The organism is Zobellella aerophila (assembly GCF_039539325.1).
Taxonomy (GTDB): domain Bacteria; phylum Pseudomonadota; class Gammaproteobacteria; order Enterobacterales; family Aeromonadaceae; genus Oceanimonas; species Oceanimonas aerophila.
On the sequence record NZ_BAABCX010000003.1, the window covers coordinates 56,246 to 78,832 of the forward strand.

Sequence of the window (22,587 nt, forward strand, 5' to 3'; positions counted from 1 at the left end):
CGGGCCTGTGCTCAGGCCCTTTATCACGATAAGGATATAAATAATGAAAATTGAAGGTGTAATGGTTCCTGTAGTGACCCCCTTTGCTCAAGACGGCCAGATCGATTACCCGGCGCTGGCGGCCTTGCTGGCCCATCAACTGGAAGCGGGCGTCAGCGGCATAGTGGCCTGCGGCACCACCGGTGAGTATTACGCCCTGAGCCAGGCCGAGCGCCGCGAGTTGATGGCCTTTATCGCCCGGGAAGTGGGCGACAAGGCGCTGTTGGTGGCCGGCGTCAACGACACCCATTCGGCGGGCTCCGTCGCCAAGGCACTGGAGGCGAAGGAACTGGGTTATCGGGCATTGATGCTGGCGCCGCCCATCTATTGCCTGCCGGAGCAGGACGAGATCATCGGCCATTACCAAACGGTAAGCCGCGAGGCGGGCATGCCCATCATCATGTACAACTTCCCGGCCCGCTCCGGGGTGGAAATCGGCATCGAGGCTATCAAGGTGCTGGCCAGGGATCCCAATATCGTCGGTATCAAGGAAAGCAGCGGCGACTTCACCCGCGCCGTGACCCTGCTCAACCTGGGGCTGAAAGACTTCGAGGTGGTGTGCGGCTCCGATGACCAGGGGGCGGATTACCTGTTCTGGGGCGCCCGCGCCTGGATTGGCGGCGGTGCCAACTACCTGGCCGGGGATCACGTCAAGATGATCGAAGCGGCCAAGGCCGGCGACTGGCAGCAGGTAAGGGGCATCATGGCCCGCATCCTGCCGGTGCTGCAGAACATGGAATCCGGCGGTTATAACCAGAAAGCCAAGCTGGGCTGCGGCCATATCGGTCATCCGGTGGGGCCCGTCAGGGCGCCCCTGTACCCGGTAAGCCGGCAGGACGAAGACGACTTCCTGGCCCTGCTGGCCCAGGTGCTGAATTAAGGAGATGGTCATGTCAGTACAAGTGGAAAGCGTTTTTGCCAGGGCGAAGCGGGGGGAGCTACGGGCCGATGCCATCATCGTCGGCTATATTCCCGGGGATCAGACCCTGGACACCCGGGATCCCTATGACGGCTCCGTGATCGGCCGGGTCGAGGCCTGCACCGAAGAGCAGGTGACGCTGGCGGTGGCCGCCGCCCGGACCAGTTTCGAGCGGGGGGAGTGGCGCACGCTGGCCCCGGCCGAGCGTAAACGGCGCATGCAGGCCTGGGTCGCGCTGCTGGAACAACATAAGGAAGAGCTGGCGGCGCTGGATTGTGTCGATGGCGGCAAGCCGATCGGCGAGTGCCTGAACACCGACATCCCGGAAACCATCAACACCCTGGCCTGGTATGCCGAAGCGGTAGACAAGGTGTTCGGCAAGGTGGCACCGACCGGGGATGACACCCTGGGCCTGGTCGTCAACGAACCCATAGGGGTGGTCGCCGCCGTGCTGCCCTGGAATTTTCCGGCGCAGATGTTTGCCTGGAAGGTGGGACCTGCCCTGGTGACTGGCAATTCGGTGATAGTGAAGCCGGCCGAGCAGACCTCGTTGAGTGCCTGGCGCATGATACAGCTGGCTCATCAGGCGGGGATCCCGGAGGGGGCGCTGCAGCTGGTGACCGGTCTGGGTGAACAGACCGGCATGCCGCTGGGCCTGCATCCGGATGTGGACATGGTGTCCTTCACCGGCTCCACCGAAGTCGGCCGCCTGTTCCTGCAGTATTCGGCCCAAAGCAACCTGAAAGAGGTGGTGCTGGAGTGCGGCGGCAAGAGTCCGCAGCTGGTGTTCGATGATGTGGAGGACCTGGATGCCATCGTCGACGACGTGCTGGCGGCGGCGTTCTGGAACATGGGCGAAAACTGCAGCTGTGGTTCCCGCCTGCTGGTGCAGCGGGGCATCAAGGAAGCGCTGCTGGACAAGCTGTGTTCCCGCCTGTCGGGCTGGACGCTGGGTGATCCCAAGGAGGCGGCCACCATGGTCGGGCCCATGGTGGAGCCGGTGCACTTCAACAAGGTGAAGGACATGGTCGAGCAGGCCAGGGAGCAGGGCGCCCGGCTGCGTTACGGCGGCAACACCCCGGCCTTGGGTGCCGGCTTGTTCATTGAACCGACCATCTTCGATGGGGTGAGCCCCGCCATGACCCTGTTCCGGGACGAGGTATTCGGCCCTGTGCTGGCGGTGACCGAGTTCTCCAGCGAGGAAGAGGCGGTGTCCCTGGCCAACCAGACTCAGTATGGCCTGGCCGCTTCCCTCTACACCAGCCATATGGGGCGGGCCCATAGAGTCTCCCGGGCGCTGAAGGCGGGTACCGTCTCCATCAACTGCTTCAGCGAGGGGGACATCACCACCCCCTTCGGCGGTTACGGCCAGTCCGGCTTCGGCGGCAGGGACAATGGCCTGGAAGCCATGGAGCAATACCTGCAAAAGAAAACCATCTGGTATAACCAGGCCTAAATTAAATAACTGGGGTCGGTGGAGGCAATCCCTGTTGCCTCCTTAATCCCCGGTGCCGTCCGAGGGGAACACCCGCGGGCGACACTCGCGCCCGGGGGGAGGATAACGGATCTGCATATCGGATCCCGGGCGCTGTATCAAATGCCATACGGTTTTCCAAGCATGGGAAACATAAAAGGATTTTAAAGGAGATGGACATGAAAATAGCTAATTCCTGTGGAGCCATTCTGACTGCCTGTGCTCTCTTTGTGGCTCCCGCCATATCAGCCAAGGAAGTGACCTGGAAGGTTCCGACCTCGGTGCCGGAGGGATCTTTTTTCTACAATAACTTCCTGCAACGCTTCAGCGATCATCTGGCGGTCTATTCCGAAGGCGAGGTCAAATTGCGGGCCTTTGGCGCCGGTGTGGTGGTGCCGGCATTCCAGGTATATGAAGCCGTCCAGGACGGTATTGTAGAAGCGGGACACTCCACCCCCTCTTACCTAGTCAACAAGGATCCGACCAATGCCATTTTCGCCGGTTTCCCGGGCGGCATGTCGCCCGAGGCCACCATTACCTGGCTGTATGAGGGGGGCGGGTTGGAAAGCCTGCGGCAATACCGGCAGGAAACCATGGGCCTGCATACCATGGTGGTCGGGTTGGGTACCTCGGAAATACTGGCGCATGCCAATAAACCGATTAACAGCATAGCCGATTTCGAAAACCTCAAATACCGGACCTCCGGCGCCTGGGCCGGGGTATTGAAGAACTACCTGAAGGGGGTGCCCACGGTCGTGCCCCCCGGCGAGATTTATACGCTGCTGCAACGCAAGGGGGTCGATGCGGTGGAATGGGCGACCCCGGGCTCAAACATCATGGAGGGATTCCATGAGGTCGCGCCCTACATCATTACCCCGGGTATCCATCAGCCGACCTTCGTATGGGAATTCTTTGTGAAGCAGGAAACCTGGGATGCCCTGTCTCCCGAGCTGCAGGGGCGCATCGAAGACGCCGCCCGCTTGACCACCCTGGAGTCTTATCTGCATTTCGCCCATGAGGATATGCAGGCCATGGACAAATATAAGGAATATGGCACCCAGGTGATCACCCTGGATAAGGAGGTCATCGCGCAGGTACGGGGATTCGGCCATCAATGGATGCAGGAACAGGCCAGGGAGCAGGCTGAGAAAGGCAACGATAAAATGCAGGGGCTGCTCAAGGACTATCAGGACTACCAGGAGCGCTGGGCGAGGAATTCCTCCGTCCTGGTAAGGGACTGAGCCATCCCGGCTTGTCATTTCTGGTGATGAACGTTGTCTGAAAGTGATAAATGGCGCCCGAGGGTGCCATGCCGTTCACTTAAGGTGAAAAGGGGTGCCCTCCTCCACACACCGACTCGCCGAAATCCCATCCCTGGGGGCTCGGCGACGTCATCCATGACGCCAACGGTCGGCTTGGTAGATGAGGACTCCCCTTAATTGAACAGCATTAGCCCGACGGCGTCATTTATTAACGGGGTATAACCTATGAATGTTTTTTTAGCTCGGCTCGATAGTCTCTCCGACTATTTGGCAAGGATTTCCATGGCCATGGTGGTGGTGCTGGTGCTGTCCATCCTGTATGAAGTTGTCTCCCGCTACGCATTTGGTGCGCCGACACTATGGTCGTTCGACATATCCTATATGGTCAACGGCTCCCTGTTTCTATTGGCCAGCGGTTATTCGCTCAAGGTTGAGGCGCATGTCAGAATAGATTTCCTGTCATCCAGGCTCGCCTTGCGCCACCAGCAGCTTATCAACCTGTTTTTTTATTTTTTCATGATAGGTCCCGCATTTGCCTTTTTCAGCTATGTGGCCGCGGAAAAGGCCATTCATGCTTGGCTGACGGGGGAGGTCGAAAGCGTCAGCCCCTGGTCTCCCCTGGTCTGGCCTTTTTATGGCGCCATCGCCCTGGGCTTGATGGTGTTTACCCTGCAGGTCTATATCGACGGCATCAGGTATTTATCGGGTGATAAGGCTCCGGGCGAGTCGGCAATAAAGGATGAGATGAGTCATGGCTGAATTAATTCCATTATGGATGTTTATTATCCTGTTTGTATTTGTCTTTCTCGGTATCCCCGTGGCCATGTCGCTGATCGTGACCTCGGTGATATTCGGATTTTTTACCTTTGGCGATCTGCTGTTTAATCAGCTTTATGGTGCCATATTGCATACCGCCTCAAACTTTACGCTGTCGGCCATTCCATTATTCATCTTGATGGGAGCCATCCTCGAGAAGACGGGGCTGGCGCTCAGGCTGTTTCAGGCCCTGCAGCTGTGGTTTGGCCGCCTGCCCGGCGGCCTGGCACTGTCCACCATAGTGATGTGCGCCATCTTTGCCGCCGCCTCGGGCGTGGTGGGGGCGGTGGAAATCGTGGTGGGTATGATGGCCTTGCCCGCCATGGCGAAATACAAATACAACAAGGGGCTGATGGCGGGCACCGTCTGTGCCGGCGGCTCTCTCGGAACCATAATACCGCCGTCTATCGTGGTGGTCGTTTACGCCTCCATGGCCCAGCTGTCGATCGGCCAGCTGTTTGCGGCCAGCCTGATCCCCGGGGTAATGATGGTGGCATTCTTCATGATCTATATGCTCGTTGCCTGTCGTTTCAAGAAGGATTTGGGGCCGGCGGTGATCCTGGAACAGGAGGTGGCGCTGTCCGAGAAGTTGCTGATTACCGCCAAGGCCATCCTGCCGCCGCTGTTGCTGATCAGCTCGGTGCTGGGTTCCCTGCTGTTGGGAATCGCATCACCGACGGAAGCGGCCGCGGTGGGTGCCGCCGGCGCGGCGCTGGTGGCCCTGGTCTTTCGCGAGCTGTCCTGGTCCAGTTTCATCGGCGCATTGAAAACCACCATACAGATCACCGCCATGATCATGATGATTGTGGTCGGCGGTACCATGTTTACCAGCATTTTTGCGGTTTCCGGCGGAGGCTGGATGATAGTGGATGCCATCAACAGCCTGGACATCGGCGTCTATCAGCTCACCTTTATCCTGATGGCGGTGATCTTCCTGGCCGGCTTCGTGCTGGACTGGATCTCGATTGTGCTGATCTTTGTGCCTATCTTTACGCCGCTGATCAAAACGGCCGGCATCGATCCCATCTGGTTCGCGGTTATGTTTATGGTGGTGATACAGACCTCTTATCTCACCCCGCCGATGGCGCCTTCGATCTTCTACCTGAAGTCCATAGCGCCGGCCGATATGAGCTACCGGCATATGTACCAGGGGGTGGTGCCCTTCGTCATCCTGCAGCTGCTGGTGCTGTTGTCGGTGGTGGTGTTTCCGATGGCGGCCACCTATCTGCCTAGCCTGATAGCGAGTTAAGTATTACGACTGTGCAGATGAAAATGGCGCCGACAGGCGCCATTTTCATTGGAAAGATTGCATTTATATGGAGCCGATTTCTTCTTCAGTAAGGTGCCGCCACTGGCCGGGTTCCAGGCAGTCGTCCAGCCGGATAGGACCAACCTGCAACCGGTGCAGACCCACGACCTTGTTGCCGACGGCGGCAAACATGCGCTTCACCTGATGGTACTTGCCTTCCTGTATGGTCAGCAGCACCCGGGTGGGAGTGATGACTTCAAGCTGGGCGGGCAGGGTGGCCTTTTCTTCGCCGTGGAGCATCAGGCCCTCGGCAAAGTGCCCGGCCACGTCGTCGGCCAGCGGCTCGGCCAGGTCGACCCGATAGATCTTGCCGCAGGCTTTTTTCGGCGAGCGGATGCGGTGTGACCATTGGCCATCGTCCGTGAGCAGCAGCAGGCCCGTGGTGTCCAGGTCCAGGCGACCGGCGCACTGCAGTCCCCGCTGCAGCCCCTCGGGCAGCAGCCGCAGCACGCAGGGGTGATCTTCATCCTGGGTGGCGCTGATATAGCCGGCGGGTTTGTGCAGCATGAGATAGCGCGGGGAGCTCAGGCTGAGCAACCTGCCCTGGTAGCGGACCGCTTGCTGGTCGATCTGCAAGTCGCCCTTTTTTACTACCACTCCATCCACCTCGACCAGCCCTTTATGGAGGGCCTTTTTGGCGAAAGAGCGGGTCAGGTCCGTGGTTTCCGAGAGAAATCTGTCGAGGCGCATTAGGCTTCCAATGTTGTCAGCAATCCTGTTGCTGTTTATGTAATAGGGCGACGATGTCATCGGCCGCGACCAGGATGTGGCGACGCAGCAGCTCACAGGCTCCCGTTACGTCACCCGCCCGGCACAGTGCCAGTAACTCCCGGTGTTCCGTCTCCGCTTTTTGGACACCGGCGGCATGCAGCAACTGGATACGGATATAGCGGTCCGACTGGGTGTTCAGCTGGGTGATCAGCGCCATGGTTTCCGGTTTCTCGGCGGGGGTATACAGGGCCCGGTGGAAGGCGAAATTATAGTCGCTCCAGTGATCGATATGGCTGGAGGTGTCCAGCATATGATCCAGCTCGCTCAGCAGGGCCTCGGCATTATCCAGCTGCTCCGTTGTCATCCTGGGGATGGCGGCGGCCAGGGTATGGCATTCGAGCAGCACCCGTAACTCAAACAGCTCCAGGATCTTGGGCACCGATAATTCGGTGGCGTAGGCGCCCTTATGGGCCTCAAACTCCACCAGGCCTTCGGCTTCCAGGGTGAGCAGGGCTTCCCGGACCGGTATCCGGCTGACGTCGAACTCCTTTGCCAAGGCATCCTGACGCAGGGCCGAGCCGCCCTTTATTTCGCCGCGTAGAATCTTGGTCCTGATGGCGTCGGCCACAAATTGCGTTCGGGTCTTATGCATATCATTCCTGGCAAAGGTGAAGTGGATGGGGCACTTATTATTCTTGCTCGGCGTCCGGTACCTCTGCGGCGACGGTCTCGCCATCCCCCTGCAGCAGCCAGTCGCTGAGGATTTCCTTGGCCTGGTCCAGCCCCGTGCCCTTGAGCGAGCTGAAGGCTTCGACCCGGATGTCGTCGCCGAACACCTTGACGGCTTCGCGCACCTTCAGCACCTCTGCCTTACGGGCACCGGATTTGAGCTTGTCACACTTGGTCAGCAGTGCCAGCACCGGCAATTTGCTTTCGCAGGCCCATTGCAGCAGCTGCTGGTCGATGTCCTTGAGCGGATGGCGAATATCCATCAGCACCACCAGGCCCTTTAGACAGGCGCGTTTCTGCAGGTATTCCGACAGGGCCTCCTGCCATTTCAGCTTCATTTCTTCCGGCACCTTGGCATAGCCGTAGCCGGGCAAATCGATGAGCCGCTTGCCTTCGCTCAGTTCGAAGACGTTGATCAGCTGGGTACGACCTGGGGTCTTACTGGTTCTAGCTAGACTTTTCTGCTGTGTTATGGCGTTAAGAGCAGATGATTTGCCGGCATTTGACCTTCCTGCAAATGCAATCTCTACACCGGTATCTTCCGGCATATGCTTAATATTGGGCGCGCTGGTGATAAAGCGGGCGACTTGAAAATTTATCTGCTTGCTATTCAATGTTAAATCCCCGTGGTTCTGAACCAGCCTTGCTTACTTTCTCGCAAATTTGTGTAAAATGGTGCCGTTTTCTAAGTCGCATTGTAACATGCCCCATCAGGTATGTGATCTGGAAGCTATTACAACGAGAAGTCGGAACATCATGAAAAAAATTGTCTTCACGCTAGCCTTAATGCTCGGAGTGGTCGGTGTAGCGCAGGCCCAGGGCGATGCCGAAGCCGGCAAAGCCAAGGCAGCCACCTGTGCCGCCTGTCATGGTGCTGATGGTAACAGCCCTACCGACATGTATCCCAAGCTGGCGGGCCAGCATGCCAGTTATCTGGAAAAACAGTTAGTCGAATTTAAAGCCGCCGCCAGCGGTGGTGCCGGCCGTAGCAACGCCATCATGGCCGGTATGGTGATGCCCCTGTCCGAGCAGGACATGGCTGATCTGGCCGCCTATTTTGCCAGCGAATCCGTCACCCCCGTTGCCGTTTCTGAAGACGTGATCGAGCAGGGCTCGGCCCTGTATCAGGGTGGCGACATAGAGCGTGGCATTACCGCCTGCATCGCCTGCCACGGCCCCCGTGGCGAAGGCCTCGAGTCTGCCAAGTTCCCGCGCATTTCCGGTCAGCATCCGGCCTATGTGGTGGCCCAGCTGAAGGCATTCCGTGCCGGCGAGCGGGAAAACGATCCCAATGGCATGATGCGCGATATCGCCAAAAAGCTGACCGATGAGGATATCGAAGTCCTGTCTCAGTATGTAGTTGGTTTACGCTAACGCCGAAGGGGGCCTGCGCCCCCTTTCCCAGGCTTTCCCATGTAATGTCGGTCTAGCTCCTTGTTGTGTCCCCTCTGCGAACATACCGGAATTTTGCCTTTCTGGCAGGATAAAACCCGAAATTATTACCGTTGTGACCGTTGCCGGCTGATTTTTGTCGATCCCGCCCAGCGGCTGAATGCGGATGCGGAAAAGGCCATTTACGATACTCATCAGAATGATCCCGGCGATCCCGGTTACCGCCGTTTTCTGGCACGTCTGGCCGAGCCGTTGGCGGCCCGGCTGGCGGCGGGCAGCCGGGGCCTGGATTTTGGCTGTGGTCCGGGTCCGGCACTGGCTTTGATGATGGAGGAGGCCGGTTTCGCCACCCGGACCTATGATCCCTATTATGCGCCTTATCCCGAGCACCTGGCGCAGAGCTATGATTTCGTTACCTGTACCGAGGCGATCGAGCATTTTTATCATCCCGGCCGGGAATGGCGGCGCCTGCTGGGCTTGCTCAGGCCCGGTGCCTGGCTTGGTATCATGACCAAGCTGGCCCTGGATAGAAGCGCCTTTGCCAATTGGCATTACAAACAAGACCCCACCCACGTCAGTTTTTTCAGCCGGGAAACCTTTCACTGGCTGGCCGAGCGGGATGGGCTTAACATCGTCATCATTGGTGCCGATGTGATATTACTGCAAAAACCGGAGTCCGTATGACACGTATTAAGAAGACCCGTACCCCGGGTCAAATCGGTTCCCGCAAGGAAAGTCGCGAAAGTGCCGATCAGAGCAGGGAACGCAAACGCAAGGCCAAACGCAAGGGTCTGGCGCCCGGTTCCCGTCATAATACGGAATCGGGTTCGGGCCAGGGTGGCAGTGGCGCCAAGGCAGCCCAGGATCCCCGACTGGGCTCTAAAAAGCCGATCGCGCTGCGTCCGGATGAACCGTCGGCAGCGGTAGTCAAGCAAGCTAAGCCCAGGGCCGACAAGGTCAAGGCGCCGGTCGCCGAGCCAGTCGCCGAACTGACTCTCGAGCAGGAGCTGGAGCAGCTGGAAAATAACGAGTGGCTCAATGAGCTGCTGGATCGGGTGGAGGCCGGCGACAAGCTGAACAAGGATGATACCCTCTGGCTGGACAAGACCCTGGCCCGTCATCAGCAGCTGCTGGAGCAACTGGGCCTGCTGGACGAAGACGACACTGAGGCCGGGGACGAACCCGACGATCTCTGGAATCGTTTTATGGATGCAGAGTTTGATCCTGCTCAATATCAGGAGAAGAAAGACAAGTCATGATCTCCCCCTGGCTCATCGCCGCCTTCGCGGGCGGCGTCATCATCGTCGGCCTGGCCGGCTATGCCGGCATCCTGCTGGCCAGGCTCAGGCAACAGCAGCTGCATCGTGAGCGGGCCATCGCCCGGCGCAATGCCCGTATTCTCGACAGCATAAGGGTAATTGCCTCGGCGGTGCGGGAAGATCAGTGCAACCTGTCCGAAGGGGCGATTCGGCTGACCAACCTGCTCAATACCCTGCAGTTTCGTCGGCCGCGAGACTTTACCGGTGAATATCCTGGCCTTTATGGCCTATACGACAAGGTCAAGGATATGCCGACTCATGAAGCCCGCAAACAGTATAAGCGCAATGAAATCATGCGCATGGATCTGGAGCGGGCCGGTTTTGAACATGAATTGGAAGGGCAGATAAAAGCCGAGGTAGCGCAGCTGGCGGCCCTGGAGCTGCCCGACCGATAACTTATCGGAGGCGGGCATGTCGCTACAGGCAGAATGGGATCAGCGGTTAATCGAAAAATATAATTACTCGGGTCCCAGGTACACCTCCTACCCGACGGCGCTTGAATTCAACGAGGCCTTCGGCATGGGGGAATTCGAGGCCGCCGCCGGTCGCTACCCCGAGCGGCCCTTGTCCCTCTATGTGCATATCCCCTTCTGCCACAAGCTCTGTTACTACTGCGGCTGCCAAAAGGTCATCACCCGCCATCAGGGCAAGGCCGACACCTATCTGGATTTTCTCGAGCGGGAAATCAAGACCCTGGCGCCCCGCTTTGCCGGCCGGCTCGTTACCCAGTTGCACTGGGGCGGCGGTACGCCCAGCTTCCTCACCGAGGCGCAAATCCGCCGACTGACCGGCCTGCTGCGCCGCCACTTTAATTTTGCCGAGCAGGGCGAGTTCTGCATCGAGATCGACCCGCGGGAAATCGAACTGGATGTGCTGGAGCTGCTCAAGCGGGAAGGCTTCAACCGCATCAGCCTGGGGGTGCAGGACTTCAACAAGGCCGTGCAGGAGGTCGTCAACCGGGAGCAGGATAACGACTTTATCCGGGCGCTGGTGCTGCGCGCCCGGGAGCTGGGTTTTGTATCCACCAGCCTGGACCTGATCTACGGCCTGCCGCTGCAGACGCCGGAAAGCTTCCGCCATACCCTGGAGCAGATAGTGGCCCTGTCGCCGGATCGGCTGTCGGTGTTTAACTATGCGCACCTGCCCAGCCGCTTCCCGGCCCAGCGCAAGCTGAGCGAGGCGGATATGCCCAAACCGGCCCAGAAGCTGGCCATGCTGCAGGATACCATCGGCTACCTGACCGCCCAGGGCTACCAGTTTATCGGCATGGACCACTTCGCCAAACCGGACGACAGCCTGGCGGTGGCCCAGCGGCAGGGTCAGTTGCACCGTAATTTCCAGGGCTACACCACCCAGGGTGATTGTGATCTGCTGGGCCTGGGGGTCTCGGCGATCAGCATGATCGGCGATGCCTACTCCCAGAACCATAAAGATCTCAAGCGTTACTACGGGCAGCTGGGCGAGCTGGGCCATGCCCAGTGGCAGGGCTATGCCCTGAGCCGGGATGACCGCCTGCGCCGGGATCTGATCAAAACCCTGATCTGTCATTTCGAGCTGGATTTTGCGTCGCTGGCGCAGGCCTACGATATCAACTTTTCCGATTATTTCGCCGAAGATATTCGCCTACTACAGACCTTTATCGATGATGGATTGCTGGAGCTCACCGCCGCTGGCCTCTTTGTCCCACCCAGGGGGCGGCTGTTGATCCGCAATATCTGTATGTGCTTCGACGCGCACCTGCGCCGGCAGGCCCGGCTGCAGCAGTATTCGCGGGTGATTTAATGGTGCGCTCGGAGCACTGACAGTCGCTGTTTGGGGCTCCTTGGCGCGTGCCGTTCAGAGGGCCGGTTTATCTCCTGTCCTCCCCGAGGAGGCACGGACGATCAGCTGTGGGCTGGGGCCTCTGACGATGGTGCGTTTTCCTTTGCCGTTGATGTGTTCCAGCAGCAGTGCGATGGCCTGGGCGGAGATATCTTCCAGGTGCAAATTCACGGCCGTCAGCGGCGGCTGGCATTGCTGCGCCCGCAGGCCGTCGTAGCGGGTTACCACCCTGACGTCTTCCGGTATTCGCCGACCGGCCTGCTGTAGGGCCCTGACGGCACCGACGGCAAAGGCATCCACGGGGGCGCAGATGGCGTCCAGATCCGGATGGCTGGCCAGCAGTTGGCGGCAGGCTTCGGCTCCCGCGGCTTCGCCTCCGGCCTCGTCGGCCTTGGCAACCAGGCAGGGCATGCCCCAGGCCGAAGTGAACTCCCGATAGGCCTGCTCTACGTCCACATAGGAGTGACGGCGTTGGTCGCCGATCAGCAGGGCTATCTGCCTGGACCCCTGCTCTGCCAGATGATCCAGCAACAGCAGGCCGGTTTCCCCGGCCTGCAGATCGATATAGGGCAGGGCTGTGTCTGCCTCCGGCTGACGGCCGATGGACACTATACCGATACCACGACGCTGAAGTTGGGCTATCTGGGGATCCTGAGCCACCGGCTCTATGATGATGGCGCCGTCTATATCCAGCTCGTCCAGCAGCCTCCTGGCTTCCGCCAGGGGCGGTACCAGCACCAGCGCCAGCCCCTGTTTCAGGGCCGCTTCCGCCGCCGTGGCGGCAATCTCCATCATAAAACCCAGGCGGGAGGCTCCGCCGGCCACGGCAAAAGGCATGGAGGAGAGCAGGGCGATGGAGTTGGTGCGCCCGGTGCGCAGCCGCTGGGCCCGTAAATTGGGCCTGTATCCCAGCAGCTTGGCGACCTCCTTGACCCTGGCCCGGGTCTGGGGATCCACCTGTCCCCGGTCGTTGAGGGCATGGGATACCGTGGTACGGGACACCCCCGCCGCCTCGGCGACATCGGCAATGGTAAGGCGACGCGACCCGTCGTGCTTGACTGAGCTCATAACTTCCCTGGACGCTGATAGCAGGATCTATCGAGTATACAGGAGCCCGGGCCCCAACCAAATCGATTTAGGCTTGCACGGAAGCCCGACTAAATTCGTGCCGATTCCCGGTTGACAAGCCGATAAACCCGGATTATGGTTTAACCAAATCGATTTGGGTAAACGATGTATAACTCCGAAATCGATTTTATCTGAACCTGCTCCGATGGGGAGGGGCGACCCGTAGCGAAGATACCCGGTACGGGTTGTTTTTTACCCATCTCCCAAATCGATTTGGGGTTGGTTCATGATGACAAGGACCCGGTTTATACCGCCACCAAGCAAGGTATTGCTTTAAGGAGATTATCATGTTGAAAGAGCACAAGGACGTCACCGCCCCGGTAGACGAAAAGTTGCCGCTGAAGACGCTGCTGGCGTTCGGACTGCAGCATGTACTGGTGATGGCGGCTTCCCCCATCGCCTCCGTGTTCCTGATGGCCACGGCCCTGAACTTCCCTCCCGAACTCACCATTAACCTGCTGAGCGCCACCTTTATCATCTGCGGCATAGGTACCCTGCTGCAGTCGGTCGGCTTCAAGGGTTTCGGCGCCCGCCTGCCCTTTATCATGCTGCCGGGCGGCGCACCCATCATCCTCTTTATCCTGATCGCCCAACAGACCGACGTGGCCACGGCCTCGGGGGCGGTGATACTGACGGCGCTGTTCTATTTCCTGGTATTGCCCGTCTTTAAGAAGTTCCTGCGTTTCTTTCCCTCGGTGGTGGTGGGCACCATGCTGTTGCTGGTCGCCGTCAACCTGGTGAAGATCTCCGGTTTCCTCATCGTGGGTAAGGCCGGCTCGGCGGATTATGCCAACCCTACGCATATCTTGCTGGCTTTCGCCACCATAGCGTTCACCGTGCTGTTCGCCCGTCTGCTCAAAGGTATGTGGAGCCAGCTGGCCATCCTTCTCGGCCTGCTGGGGGGCACCCTGGTGGCGATGGCCCTGGGCGCTTTCCATTTCGAGCACCTGTCGCTGTTTCCCCTGTTCAGCCTGCCGTTGCTGATGCCTTTTGGTATGCCCAAGTTTGACCTGTTCGCCGCCCTGCCGCTGATGATCTTCTGCGTCATCTCCATGGTGGAGGCCACGGGCCAGACCATCGCCATCGGTGAGGTGGTGGACAAGAAACTCGACATCGAAAACGACGTCGCCAGGACTATCAGGGGGGATGCCGCCGTTTCCCTGCTGGGGGGGCTGTTCGGCACCTCGCTGATCATCACCAGCGGTGAGAACATCGGCGTGGTGCGGGCCACCGGTATCCGCTCCCGCTATGTCACCCTGATGTCCGGCCTGATGCTGATTGCCTTTGCCCTGCTCGCACCCCTGGCCCGGGTTATCCACGGCGTGCCCGAGGCCGTGGTCGGCGGCACCGGCCTGGTGGTGTTCGCCATCGTCGGCACCATGGGCATCGACATGCTGCGGCGGGTCGATCTGCGTCATCACGCCAACATGTATGTGGTGTCCGTGGCCCTGGCGGTGGGTCTCTTCCCGATACTGGTGCCGGGGGTGTACAGCCAGTTCCCCGCCGGGCTGGCCTCCTTCTTGGGTAACGGCGTGGCCATGGGTGCCATCACCGCCGCCCTGATGAACGCCCTCTTCCACTGCCTGGGCAAAAAAGCGGCCCAGGCTCCGGTTACCGAGGAAAAGCCTGAGTTACAGGGCCAATAACCCCATGGGCGGGGCGGTTTCGCCCTGCCCCCAGTTTGACACAAGGATCAATATGAACAGTCAACTCAGCCCCCAACAGTTCGACAACCAGGCGCAGCTCCTGGCCCCCGACTGGTTGCTGCTGCCGGAAGGACCGGCACGGGATCAGGCCATCCTGGTGGACGGCGATAAATTTGCCGCCGTCGGCCCCCTGGCCCAGCTGCAGGACAAGTACCCCGGCCTGCCGTTGACCCGGCTCCCCGGCAAGCTGCTGATGCCCGGTTTTATCGATACCCATCATCACCTGACCCAGGCCTTCGGCAAGGCCCTGGTATTCGGCGAACCCTCGGAGATCTTTCGCCGGGTCTGGGTGCCGATGGAAGCCAGCCTGAACCCGGAACGCCTCTACCTTACTGCCAAGCTGGCGGCCCTGGAGGCCCTGCGCGGCGGTTTTACCACCGTCTGCGATGCCGGCACCCGGGCAAGCCAGGGTCTGGACGCCATCGCCCGGGCGACCACAGAGGCGGGCATCCGCTGCGTGTTGGGCCAGGTCTGTAACGACAAACGGGGCCCGGAGCAGCTGGACAGGGCTCCGCTGTTGAGCCAGGCCGAACGGCACATCGCCGCCTGGGAAGGGCATGATCTGGTGGTGCCTTCCCTGGCGATCCCCATCCCGGAGATCGCCACAGATCCCATGCTGCACGCGGTTTCCTCGCTCTGTGCCGAGGCCGGCATCGTGTTCCAGACCCATGTCAACGAGCATCTGGTGGCGGTTGAGCGCTCCCTGGAACAGCGTGGCCTGAGGCCGGTGGAGCACCTCTACCGGGTGGGCGCCCTGGGCCCCCAGGCCCTGTTGGCCCACGCCACCCTGCTCACTCCCACCGAGCTCAAGATGGTCAGGGACACCGACGCCGCCGTCAGCTACAACCCGGTGGCCAGCGCCTGGAAAGGCAACGCCGTGGCCCAGGCTCAGCTGATGGACACCCTGGGTATCCGCCTCGGTCTGGGTACGGACGGCACCCGCAGTGACGGCTTCCGGCTGCTGGACTATGCCGAGGCAGCCCAGCGCTTCGCCTTCGGGCTGGCGGTGGGGGATGCTTCCTGCGGTGGCGGTTGGCCCTGGCTGGAGCAGGCCACCCAAGGCGGGGCCGGGGTGTTGGGCTTGGCTACGGGGGTGATAGCCGAGGGCAAGGCTGCCGATTTCCTGCTGGTGGATCTGGAGGTGCCCGAGATGCTGCCCTCCTGGGATCTGTCCTGGGAACTGGTGCGGCTGGCTAACCGGGATCAGATCCAGGGCGTTTTTGTCGCCGGACGGCTGAGGCTGTGGCAAGGCTGGCCCCTGGACTGGGATGCCAGGACATTGATGCGGGAAGTCAGTATGCTGGCCAAGACGGCCGTGGAGCAGGCCCCAATCCAGAAGATCCACGCCTTCTCTTCCCAGCACCGGAGCGAGCGCAAGGAGCTGCCGACCCCGCCTTGCTGCACGATGACGGAAAGTACACATGAATCCTGATACCTTTATCTGGGTCGCCTTGGCGGTGGCGGGGGGCGCCTTTATCCAGGGTACTACCGGCATGGGCTTTGCCTTGGTCGTGGCGCCCGTGCTGGGGCTGCTGGCACCGTCGTTGCTGCCGATTAGCCTGCTGTTGCTGATGTTGCCGCTCAACGCACTGGTCGCTTGGCGGGAACGGCACGCCATCGATTTGTTGGGCACTAAATGGATATCTCTCGGCCGGGTATTGGGGACTTTTGGCGGGCTCTGGGTGCTGGTGGTGTTGCCCCTGAATCAGCTCAATATCCTGATCGGTGTGTCTACCATCGCCGCCTCCCTGGTCAGCTGGTTGGCTCCGGCCTTCTCTCCGGGCCGCAAGGCCTTTGTTTCTACCGGGATCATCACCGGCATTACCGAGACCGCCACCGGTATCGGCGGGCCGCCCCTGGCCCTGGTCTATCAGCATATGCCGGTGGCGACCCTGCGTGCCTCGGTGGCGCTGTGCTTTCTGATTGGTGAACTGGTGTCATTGCTGGTGTTGGCGGCCAGCGGCCATCTGCACGGTGAGCTGCTGCTACCGGTGGGCTGGATGCTGCCGGCCTTGGCGGCCGGCCTGATCCTGAGCCAGCTGGTACACAAGACGGTCAACGCCCGTTTCCTGCGTCAGTTCGTGCTGGTGTTTGCCTTGGGCTCGGGCATCTTAGTGTTGTTGCAATAACCCGGAGGTGCCGTGCCCTGTCGGGCACGATCAGCCTATCCAGAGACAGAGCCAGAAGGAGTCCTGCTGCTATTGTCGTTCGGCGCTGGCCGTCAGCAGCGCGGCTTTTTCCCCGGCGCTGATAAAGGCCATGGCCAGGGCGTTTTCCTGGCATAGGCGGGTCTGAGCCGGGGTCAGCCCGGCCCTGACGGCGGCGATCTGGTATTCATGGCGCAGTTCAATGCCTTCTACCGCCGGGTCGTCGGTATTCAGGCAGACCGGTATGCCGAGCTCCAGGAAGCGGTGTATTGGATGGCTGCTCAGCTCGGCCACCGTGCTGGTCTGCAGGTTGGAGGTCAGGCAGGATTCGATGCCGATACGTTGTTCGGCCAGGTAGCTCAACAGAGCGGGATCCTGCACGGCGTTGACCCCGTGGCCGATACGCTCGGCGCCAAGCGACCGGATGGCTTGCCAGATGCTGGCGGCGCCGGCGGCTTCGCCCGCATGGACGGTGATGCGCAGGCCCGCCTCCCGCACCCGCCTGAAATGATCGTTGAACAGTTCGCCGGGAAAGCCCAGCTCGTCACCGGCCAGGTCCATCGCCACCAGCCTGTCTTTGTGGGCTAGGCAGGCGGCCAGCTCCCGCTCGCAGGCGTCCTGGCCGAAGGTACGGCTCATGATGCCAATCAGCTTGACCGGTATGCCGAAATCCCGGCTGCCGGCGGCCACGCCATCGATCACCGCCTCTACCACCCCCTGCGGATCCAGACCGTGGCTCATGGCCATATAGGCCGGGCTGAATCTGAGCTCGGCATAATCGATGCCGGCGCTTTGCAGATCTTCGACATTTTCGAAGGCGACCCGGCGGCAGGCATCGTAGTCGCCCAGCACTTTGACGCCCCAGTCCAGCTTGCTGAGGAAAGACACCAGATCCGGGGCATTGTCCACTACCTGCACATGGGGTCTGAGTCCGGCCAGTTCGGTGGCCGGCAGCATCATGTCGAAGGCGCGCCCCAGCTCCAGTATGGTGGCGGCCCGAATGTTGCCGTCCAGGTGGCGGTGCAGATCGAGCAGGGGCAGGCTTGGGTCTATCATGGTGTTTTCCTTAATCGTTGCAGTCTCCGCTAGATGTTAGTCCTCGACCAGGCTGTCGTCACCATGCAATTCTTTTAACTTGCGGGTCAGGGTGTTGCGCCCCCAGCCCAGCAGGCGGGCGGCTTCCTGTTTATGGCCCTGGCTGTGGCTCAGGGCGCAGTCCAGCAGGATGCGCTCAAATTCCGGCTGCACATCGGCCAGCAGATCCTGCTGGCCCTTGGCCAGCGCCTGTTCGGCCCATTCTTTCAGGGACTGGCGCCAGTCATAGCCGGTGCCGTCCCGTTCTTTTTCTCGCTCTTTGTGCATCAACTCGGGGGGCAGATCGGCGATCAGCACTTCCTGGCCGGACGCCATCACCGTCAGCCAGCGGCAGACATTTTCCAGCTGACGTACATTGCCCGGCCAGGACAGGGTTTGCAGATAGGCCTGGGTATCCGGATGCAGGCTTTTGGCCTCTACCGACAGCTCCTTGGCCGCCCGGGCCAGGAAATGCCGGGCCAGCTTGGGGATGTCTTCCCGCCTGTCCTTCAGCGCTGGCATATGCACCCGGATCACGTTCAACCGGTGGAACAGGTCTTCCCGGAAATCCCCGGCCTCCACCTTCTGTTCCAGATCCTGGTGGGTGGCGGCGATGATACGCACATCCACCTTGATCGGCTGATGGCCGCCGACCCGATAAAACTGGCCATCTGCCAGCACCCGCAGCAGCCGGGTCTGGATATCGAGCGGCATATCGCCGATTTCATCGAGGAACAGGGTGCCGCCGTCGGCCTGCTCGAAACGGCCCTGACGCACGCTGTTGGCACCGGTAAAGGCGCCTTTTTCATGGCCGAACAGCTCGGATTCGATCAAGTCTTTGGGGATGGCCGCCATATTGAGGGCGATAAACGGATTACGCGCGCGCGGGCTGTGCTTGTGCAGGGCGTGGGCGACCAGCTCCTTGCCGGTCCCGCTCTGGCCGTTGATCAGCACGGAGATGGAGGAGCGGGCCAGCCGGCCTATGGCCCGGAATACCTCCTGCATGGCCTGGGCTTCGCCGATGATCTCCGGGGCATTGACGGCCTCCTGCTCGACGACCTTGCCCTTGGACTTGCTCTCCTTGAGATGGGCCACGGCGCGCTGCACCAGGGCGACCGCATCGTCGATATCGAAGGGCTTGGGCAGATACTCGAAGGCGCCATGCTGATAGGCGCTGACCGCGCTGTCCAGATCCGAGTGGGCCGTCATGATGATGATCGGCAGCTGGGGGGCCTGACGGTGGATGGCATTGAGCAGTTCCAGGCCATCCATGCCGCCCATGCGGATATCGGAGATCACCACGCTGGGCCGGCCCTGAGGCAGGGCCGCCAGCACGCTCTCGCCATCTTCAAAACTGTGGCAACGAAAACCGGCCTGACCCAGGGCCCGTTCCAGTACCCAACGGATTGAGCTGTCGTCGTCCACTATCCATACCAGTTCAGCCATAAGTCCTCCTATCGTCGTAGCGGCAGATAGATTATAAATTCGGTGTGCCCCGGCCGGCTCTGGCATTCGATGCGGCCCTGGTGCTGATGGATCAGATCCTGGGCAATCGACAGGCCAAGCCCGGTACCGCCTTCCCGGCCGGTCACCATGGGATAGAAGAGGGTGTCCCGCAGTTGCTCGGGAATACCGGGGCCGTCGTCGATGATGCGGATTTCCGCCGCCAGCCGGTAGCGACGCCCCTGCAGCATTACCTGGAAGGCGGTGCGGGTGCGGATTTGGATCTGCCCCCGGCCGGCCAGGGCCTCGACCGCGTTGCGCACTATGTTGAGTATGGCCTGCTGCAATTGCTCGGGATCCATTTCAAAGTCGGGGATGCTGGGGTCATAGTCGCGGCCGATGTGGATTTCCTGGGGGATCTCCATGGCCACCAGCTGCCGGACCTGCTCCAGCACCGAATGCAGATTGGTGACCTGACGCAGCCCCGGTCGCTGAGGCCCCAGCAGCCTGTCTACCAGGTTCCGCAACCGGTCGGCCTGGGCGATGATCAGCTGGGTGAATTCTTTCAATTCTTCCTGCGCCAGCTCCCGCTCCAGCAACTGGGCCGCGCCGCGCAGGCCGCCCAGCGGGTTCTTGATTTCATGGGCCAGGCCGCGCACCAGCTCCCGCGCCGCCTGCTGCTGGGCCCGCTGCTGCAGTTCCTGGCTGATTTTCTTTTGCTGATCGATCAGGCGCAGTTCGATCAGGGCCAGGGTATTACCCTCGAGAATAAACGGCGAGACGGTCACATCGACCCAACGGGGGGCGCCGTCGATCACCAACTGCACCTCGCTGTCGGTAAAACCCTGCTCGGTCTCGATGCAACGCTTGATACGCCGGGTATCCAGGGAAATATCCTCGACCAGATGATCAAGATAGGCCTCCTGCAGCCGGCGTTGGCTCAGGGTCAACAACTGCTCGGCGGCGGTATTGGCAAAACAGACCGACAAGCTGCCGTCGACCACCAGCACGGCGGTCAGCAGGTTATCGATAATCGCTTTGGTGGTGATTTGGGATCCCAACACCTTGCCCTCTCAATGGTGGTTGCACCAACATGGTGCATTTATTCTAACCGGCTCGGATGCGGTCTGCAGCCTTATGGTGCGTCCTGGCTGGCCTGCTCGACCCGAGCCCGGTGTAGGTAGAAGGTTATGGTAGAAGATTCTGCAAGAAACTTGCCGTCTTTATCGAGCAGCTTGAAAAAAGCCTGGTATTGCTCCTCCGCCAGGTTTTCCAGGGTCAGGCTGGTGCAGTTACTGACCCGGACGGCGGCCTGGCCATCCAGCCACAGCTCCAGTTGATAGTGTTCCGGTAGCGGGTCGAGGAGGGCGGTCAGGCGGACCCTGTCCTGGTGTTCGAAGAGGGTGTCACCATCTCTCGGATGGCCGAAGCTAACCTGGTAGTTGGTAATGGGCAGGGGCGGAGCCGCGGCCATGGGCGAGGAGTCGTCGGCGGCGGGCATGGTTGCCGGTGGCAGGCTGTCCGGGACAGGCACTACAGGGTTCACCGGGGCGGTCTTGGCGTCCGGGTGGGGGCGTTCGGAAGCATGGCCGACCCCGCTGTCATCGACCCGCTGGTACAGGGGGTCGGCCGCCGCCGGCAGGCTCAGCAGCAGGGGTAACAAGCAGTATTTCATCACAGCCCCCAAAGGCTTGAGCATGTTCTAAGCATAGTGAACGGCATCGGTGAGATAAATAAATCTTGTACAAAAAATTAGCAAGAATATAATTAGCATGCTAACTATATTGGAGCTGAGATGAATACATTGGGTATGACCCTGGCCTATATCGTGCGTCAGTGGCGCTGGGTGAATGACGAACGGCTTAAACCGCTCGGCCTGACCCAAAGCCGCTGGATCACCCTCTACCACCTGAGATTGAAAGACGGTGTGTTGCAGACCCAGCTGGCTCGCTGTGTCGGGGTGGAAAATCCGACCCTGGTACGCACCCTGGACGGGCTGGAGGCGGCAGGCCTGATCGAGCGCCGCCCCTGTCCCGATGACAGACGCGCCAAAACAGTGCATCTCACCGAGCAGGCCACGCCCCTGCTGGTGCAGATGGAAAAAGTACTGGACGACAGCAGGCAGCAGATATTGACGGGCCTGAGTGAACAGGATTTACAGCATTTCAGTCGGGTGATGGAGCAAATCAAGGATAACCTGCAGCACATCAGCGGCCATTCCCACTTATCAAGCTGAGGTAATCATGACTCCAGAACAAAGTTTCAGCCGCTGGGTCAGGGGGGCGCTGCTCGCCTTCTTCCTGCTCTTTGCCTATTTTATTCTCGCCGACAACTATATGCCGATGACGCCCCAGGCCCAGGTTCAGCGCTTTGTGGCACCGGTTGCGGCTCGGGTGGCCGGCCAGGTGAGCCGGGTATATGTAGAGAATAATCAGCACGTCGAGGCGGGCACCCTGCTGTTTGAGGTGGATGACAGCGACTATCGGCTGGCCGAGCAGCAGGCCGAACTCAAGCTGGCGCTGGCCAGGGTGGAGCAGGGGCGCTTAGGGGCGGCCCGGCAGGCCGCCGAAGCGACCCTGCAGCAGGAGCGGATCCAGGCGGATGAACTGTCGCGGGAGGCCAGGCGGGTCGGCCGCCTGCACCGGCAGGGGCATATGTCGGTGCAGCAGCGGGAACAGGCGGCCAGCCGGGCGGAGCAGGCGCAGAGCCGGCTGCGGGCCATCGAAGCCCGGCTGGGCGAGACGGTGCAGGCGGGCAAGGCGGGCGAGGTGCAGTTGCGGCAGGCGGAAAATGCCCTCAGCCAGGCCCGGCTGGCCCTGTCCCGCACCCGGGTGCGGGCCGAGGTGTCCGGGAAGATCGGCAACCTGCAGTTGCAGGAGGGCACCTATACCCAGGTCGGTCAGCCGTTGCTGGCGCTGGTGTCGGACCAGGCCTGGGTGACGGCGGATCTGCGGGAAAAAAGCCTGCGTCATGTGGCCGGGGGCACGCCGGTCGATATCGTCTTCGATGCCTTGCCCGGGCAGATCTTCAGCGGTCGGATCAGCAATATCGACAGTGGGGTGCGCGACGGCCAGCAGCTGGCCGACGGCCGGCTGGCGCAGCCGGCCAACTCGGATCGCTGGGTGCGTGACGCCCAGCGGCTGCGCACCCATATCCGCCTGGAGCAGGACTGGCCGCCGCTGGCCACCGGTGCCAAGGCCACGGTGCAGCTGTATCCCAGCGATAACCTGTTGTTGCGTGGGCTGGGCAGGATGCAGGCCTGGTTGGTCAGTCAGCTGCGCTATCTGTACTAGGAGGC

The 22,587-nt window shown here is 60.8% G+C and carries 23 protein-coding genes; 15 read left to right on the top strand and 8 right to left on the bottom strand.

Annotation, left to right across the window (positions count from 1 at the left end; all coding sequences use genetic code 11):
• The first annotated feature begins 43 nt into the window (after window positions 1-43).
• From ABD806_RS11765 to ABD806_RS11785, 5 genes are all read left to right on the top strand, one after another.
• Entirely contained in the window at window positions 44-919 is an 876-nt protein-coding gene (locus ABD806_RS11765) for a dihydrodipicolinate synthase family protein (RefSeq protein WP_344958178.1), read from the top strand.
• Window positions 920-929: 10 nt separating this feature from the next.
• A complete protein-coding gene (locus ABD806_RS11770; RefSeq protein ID WP_344958180.1) occupies window positions 930-2,414 on the top strand; it encodes an aldehyde dehydrogenase in 1,485 nt (494 codons plus the stop codon).
• Window positions 2,415-2,611: 197 nt separating this feature from the next.
• Window positions 2,612-3,673, top strand: coding sequence for a TRAP transporter substrate-binding protein DctP (gene dctP, locus ABD806_RS11775; protein ID WP_344958182.1), 1,062 nt, complete (start codon window positions 2,612-2,614; stop codon window positions 3,671-3,673).
• Between the two features lie 246 nt (window positions 3,674-3,919).
• Window positions 3,920-4,453, top strand: coding sequence for a TRAP transporter small permease subunit (locus ABD806_RS11780; protein ID WP_344958184.1), 534 nt, complete (start codon window positions 3,920-3,922; stop codon window positions 4,451-4,453).
• On the top strand, window positions 4,446-5,759 hold the full coding sequence (locus tag ABD806_RS11785; protein WP_344958186.1) for a TRAP transporter large permease: 1,314 nt from the start codon (window positions 4,446-4,448) through the stop codon (window positions 5,757-5,759). The genes ABD806_RS11780 and ABD806_RS11785 overlap by 8 nt, the downstream gene beginning before the upstream one ends.
• Before the next feature lie 63 nt (window positions 5,760-5,822).
• Here ABD806_RS11785 and rsuA read toward each other — a convergent pair whose 3' ends face one another.
• From rsuA to yihA, 3 genes are read right to left on the bottom strand one after another with little or no spacing between them, the layout of a single operon-like run.
• On the bottom strand, window positions 5,823-6,509 hold the full coding sequence (gene rsuA / locus ABD806_RS11790; protein WP_344958188.1) for a 16S rRNA pseudouridine(516) synthase RsuA: 687 nt from the start codon (window positions 6,507-6,509) through the stop codon (window positions 5,823-5,825).
• 16 nt (window positions 6,510-6,525) lie between these two features.
• Window positions 6,526-7,182 carry a GntR family transcriptional regulator gene (locus tag ABD806_RS11795; RefSeq protein ID WP_344958192.1) on the bottom strand — a complete coding sequence of 219 codons (657 nt, stop codon included), beginning with the start codon at window positions 7,180-7,182 and terminating at the stop codon, window positions 6,526-6,528.
• 37 nt (window positions 7,183-7,219) lie between these two features.
• The gene (gene yihA, locus ABD806_RS11800; protein ID WP_344958195.1) at window positions 7,220-7,873 is read right to left on the bottom strand and encodes a ribosome biogenesis GTP-binding protein YihA/YsxC; all 654 of its coding nucleotides are present in this window, start codon (window positions 7,871-7,873) and stop codon (window positions 7,220-7,222) included.
• Window positions 7,874-8,015: 142 nt separating this feature from the next.
• Between yihA and ABD806_RS11805 the strand changes: the two genes are divergently transcribed.
• From ABD806_RS11805 to hemN, 5 genes are all read left to right on the top strand, one after another.
• Window positions 8,016-8,633 carry a c-type cytochrome gene (locus ABD806_RS11805; RefSeq protein ID WP_344958198.1) on the top strand — a complete coding sequence of 206 codons (618 nt, stop codon included), beginning with the start codon at window positions 8,016-8,018 and terminating at the stop codon, window positions 8,631-8,633.
• 93 nt (window positions 8,634-8,726) lie between these two features.
• Window positions 8,727-9,335 (top strand): class I SAM-dependent methyltransferase, encoded by a 609-nt coding sequence (locus ABD806_RS11810; protein ID WP_344958202.1) that lies wholly within the window; start codon window positions 8,727-8,729, stop codon window positions 9,333-9,335.
• A complete protein-coding gene (yihI, locus tag ABD806_RS11815) occupies window positions 9,332-9,910 on the top strand; it encodes a Der GTPase-activating protein YihI (protein WP_344958204.1) in 579 nt (192 codons plus the stop codon). The genes ABD806_RS11810 and yihI overlap by 4 nt, the downstream gene beginning before the upstream one ends.
• Window positions 9,907-10,365 carry a DUF2489 domain-containing protein gene (locus tag ABD806_RS11820; RefSeq protein ID WP_344958207.1) on the top strand — a complete coding sequence of 153 codons (459 nt, stop codon included), beginning with the start codon at window positions 9,907-9,909 and terminating at the stop codon, window positions 10,363-10,365. Before yihI ends, ABD806_RS11820 begins: the two co-directional genes overlap by 4 nt.
• Before the next feature lie 16 nt (window positions 10,366-10,381).
• Complete coding sequence (hemN, locus tag ABD806_RS11825) at window positions 10,382-11,752, top strand: oxygen-independent coproporphyrinogen III oxidase (RefSeq protein ID WP_344958209.1); 1,371 nt, start codon at window positions 10,382-10,384, stop codon at window positions 11,750-11,752.
• 54 nt (window positions 11,753-11,806) lie between these two features.
• Here the strand turns inward: hemN and ABD806_RS11830 are convergent, their stop codons facing one another.
• Complete coding sequence (locus ABD806_RS11830) at window positions 11,807-12,859, bottom strand: LacI family DNA-binding transcriptional regulator (protein ID WP_344958211.1); 1,053 nt, start codon at window positions 12,857-12,859, stop codon at window positions 11,807-11,809.
• A gap of 347 nt (window positions 12,860-13,206) precedes the next feature.
• On the opposite strand from ABD806_RS11830, the gene ABD806_RS11835 reads away from it, so the two are divergent.
• The 3 genes from ABD806_RS11835 to ABD806_RS11845 are packed head-to-tail and all read left to right on the top strand — an operon-like array spanning window position 13,207 to window position 16,754.
• Complete coding sequence (locus ABD806_RS11835; RefSeq protein WP_344958213.1) at window positions 13,207-14,565, top strand: uracil-xanthine permease family protein; 1,359 nt, start codon at window positions 13,207-13,209, stop codon at window positions 14,563-14,565.
• A 52-nt stretch (window positions 14,566-14,617) separates the two neighbouring features.
• Window positions 14,618-16,057, top strand: a complete 1,440-nt coding sequence (locus ABD806_RS11840) for an amidohydrolase family protein (RefSeq protein ID WP_344958215.1) — start codon at window positions 14,618-14,620, stop codon at window positions 16,055-16,057.
• Complete coding sequence (locus ABD806_RS11845; RefSeq protein WP_344958218.1) at window positions 16,047-16,754, top strand: sulfite exporter TauE/SafE family protein; 708 nt, start codon at window positions 16,047-16,049, stop codon at window positions 16,752-16,754. The genes ABD806_RS11840 and ABD806_RS11845 overlap by 11 nt, the downstream gene beginning before the upstream one ends.
• Before the next feature lie 69 nt (window positions 16,755-16,823).
• On the opposite strand, the gene add is transcribed toward ABD806_RS11845, so the two are convergent.
• The 4 genes from add to ABD806_RS11865 all read right to left on the bottom strand — a co-directional run bounded on the left by add (window position 16,824) and on the right by ABD806_RS11865 (window position 20,964).
• Entirely contained in the window at window positions 16,824-17,828 is a 1,005-nt protein-coding gene (gene add / locus ABD806_RS11850) for an adenosine deaminase (protein ID WP_344958220.1), read from the bottom strand.
• Between the two features lie 36 nt (window positions 17,829-17,864).
• Window positions 17,865-19,292 carry a nitrogen regulation protein NR(I) gene (gene glnG / locus ABD806_RS11855; protein ID WP_344958222.1) on the bottom strand — a complete coding sequence of 476 codons (1,428 nt, stop codon included), beginning with the start codon at window positions 19,290-19,292 and terminating at the stop codon, window positions 17,865-17,867.
• Between the two features lie 8 nt (window positions 19,293-19,300).
• On the bottom strand, window positions 19,301-20,353 hold the full coding sequence (gene glnL, locus ABD806_RS11860) for a nitrogen regulation protein NR(II) (protein WP_425583121.1): 1,053 nt from the start codon (window positions 20,351-20,353) through the stop codon (window positions 19,301-19,303).
• Window positions 20,354-20,424: 71 nt separating this feature from the next.
• Window positions 20,425-20,964, bottom strand: coding sequence for a DUF4124 domain-containing protein (locus ABD806_RS11865; RefSeq protein ID WP_344958224.1), 540 nt, complete (start codon window positions 20,962-20,964; stop codon window positions 20,425-20,427).
• Between the two features lie 120 nt (window positions 20,965-21,084).
• Between ABD806_RS11865 and slyA the strand changes: the two genes are divergently transcribed.
• Together slyA and ABD806_RS11875 are read left to right on the top strand one after the other, a co-directional pair.
• Window positions 21,085-21,525, top strand: a complete 441-nt coding sequence (gene slyA, locus ABD806_RS11870) for a transcriptional regulator SlyA (RefSeq protein ID WP_344958225.1) — start codon at window positions 21,085-21,087, stop codon at window positions 21,523-21,525.
• Between the two features lie 7 nt (window positions 21,526-21,532).
• Window positions 21,533-22,582, top strand: coding sequence for an HlyD family secretion protein (locus ABD806_RS11875; RefSeq protein ID WP_344958226.1), 1,050 nt, complete (start codon window positions 21,533-21,535; stop codon window positions 22,580-22,582).
• Window positions 22,583-22,587 lie beyond the last annotated feature (5 nt).